Source organism: Oleiphilus sp. HI0066 (assembly GCF_001635725.1).
In genome coordinates this window covers 1-1369 of sequence record NZ_LWFH01001331.1, presented here as the reverse complement: position 1 = coordinate 1369, position 1369 = coordinate 1, and the positions used below count along the sequence as shown (strand labels likewise).

Below are 1369 nucleotides of genomic sequence, written 5' to 3'. Positions count from 1 at the left end.
AACTTTTGTTGAAGTGAGAAGAATCAGTAAAGCCTGCTTCAGCCGCAGCATCGGTCAATGTCATCCCTGCCCCCACATTTTCCGTAGTCTTATACAAACGGCACCAAAGTCTATAGCGCCTAATGGGTATGCCCGTCTGCTTTTTAAAAAGTTCCATCAACCTCGATTGAGATAAGTTTGCAACATTAGCGAGATCAGAAAGGGATAGGTTTTCACTTATAGTTGACTGAATATGTTCGATAACACTCTTAATTCGTTTATCAAGCCAATAATTATGCTCAACACCAATAATTTCGTTGGTTCGCAGAATGAGCGATAGGGAATGAAGAATTTCCTGAGAATCAAAGGGCGCGGAACTCAACTCTAGAAAACAATTGATATAAATATCTTCGCTCTCAGCATCATAAAACGCGGTACCTTCGTTAGCATTCATCAAACTAGAAAGTAATCGATAGTCTTTTCCCAATGGATCTAAAGTGCAATTTGCAAAAAGCTCACCCTGCGTATCGATAATGACTGGCATACCCGCTGGAAGAAGCAAAGTTCTGCACTCGATTGGCTGAGTCATCTCACTGGTAATAAACCGAATGGGTTTATGCAAACCAAACATCAGTGTTGCAGCGCCAGTAGAGATATCTAGCGGATCAGTAAGTCGACCGATAAGGAGAGTACGTTGTTCCCACAAATAAAGTAGCGGACTTGCGCTCGTCGATTCCATGCCAAAGTTCTTCCTTCATTTTGCTTATTTTTATAGGATTGCAAACAGCACCGACCAATATAGAGCTAATACTCTAATACTGTCATATCTTAGAAATAATCTCAGGAAGACGTGTTCAAAATGTGCGCAGGATTAAGCAATTAAAAATCCAAGAAACAAACCGTGAGTTCATACAAGCATCTTGAAAACAAATAACTTACCGCCCTCTTCTACCTAACCAGTTGCGACAGCGGCACCCATTAATTTTATTATTTTTCTATGAACGTTTTCAGGTTGTTCAAAGCAGCTTGATAAGAACGAGCACCTATTCTCTCAACTAAACCACTGAGCAAAGATAAAGAACGGTGGACACGGAGACCGATACGATATTTTACTTCAACCTCTTTCTCCATTTGCTGAATTGAAAACTCTTCCACTAATTCATCTGCATATGGAATAGAAACAGCTGAGACACGATATGCCACCTTTTGATTAGGCTGAGTAATCAAAAACTCTTCCCTAAACAGAATAAAATAATTCAGGGTTACAATCCGAGATAAGCATCCTGCCTCCTCCAATAACGCAGTTGCACTCGTCATCCCAGGAAACCAATGAGGCCAGGTATTCGGATTAATTAGCGCGTCATAAACGCTCTTTGCGTCTGAGCTAATG

The 1369-nt window shown here is 40.8% G+C and carries 2 protein-coding genes; both read right to left on the bottom strand.

The genetic code is table 11. The features are described 5' to 3' along the window. A partial coding sequence (locus tag A3738_RS19650; RefSeq protein ID WP_068763800.1) for an AraC family transcriptional regulator occupies positions 1-718 on the bottom strand: 718 nt, incomplete at its 3' end. A 248-nt stretch (positions 719-966) separates the two neighbouring features. Next, positions 967-1369 (bottom strand): hypothetical protein (locus A3738_RS19645; protein WP_068763799.1); only part of this gene is annotated, 403 nt, incomplete at its 5' end.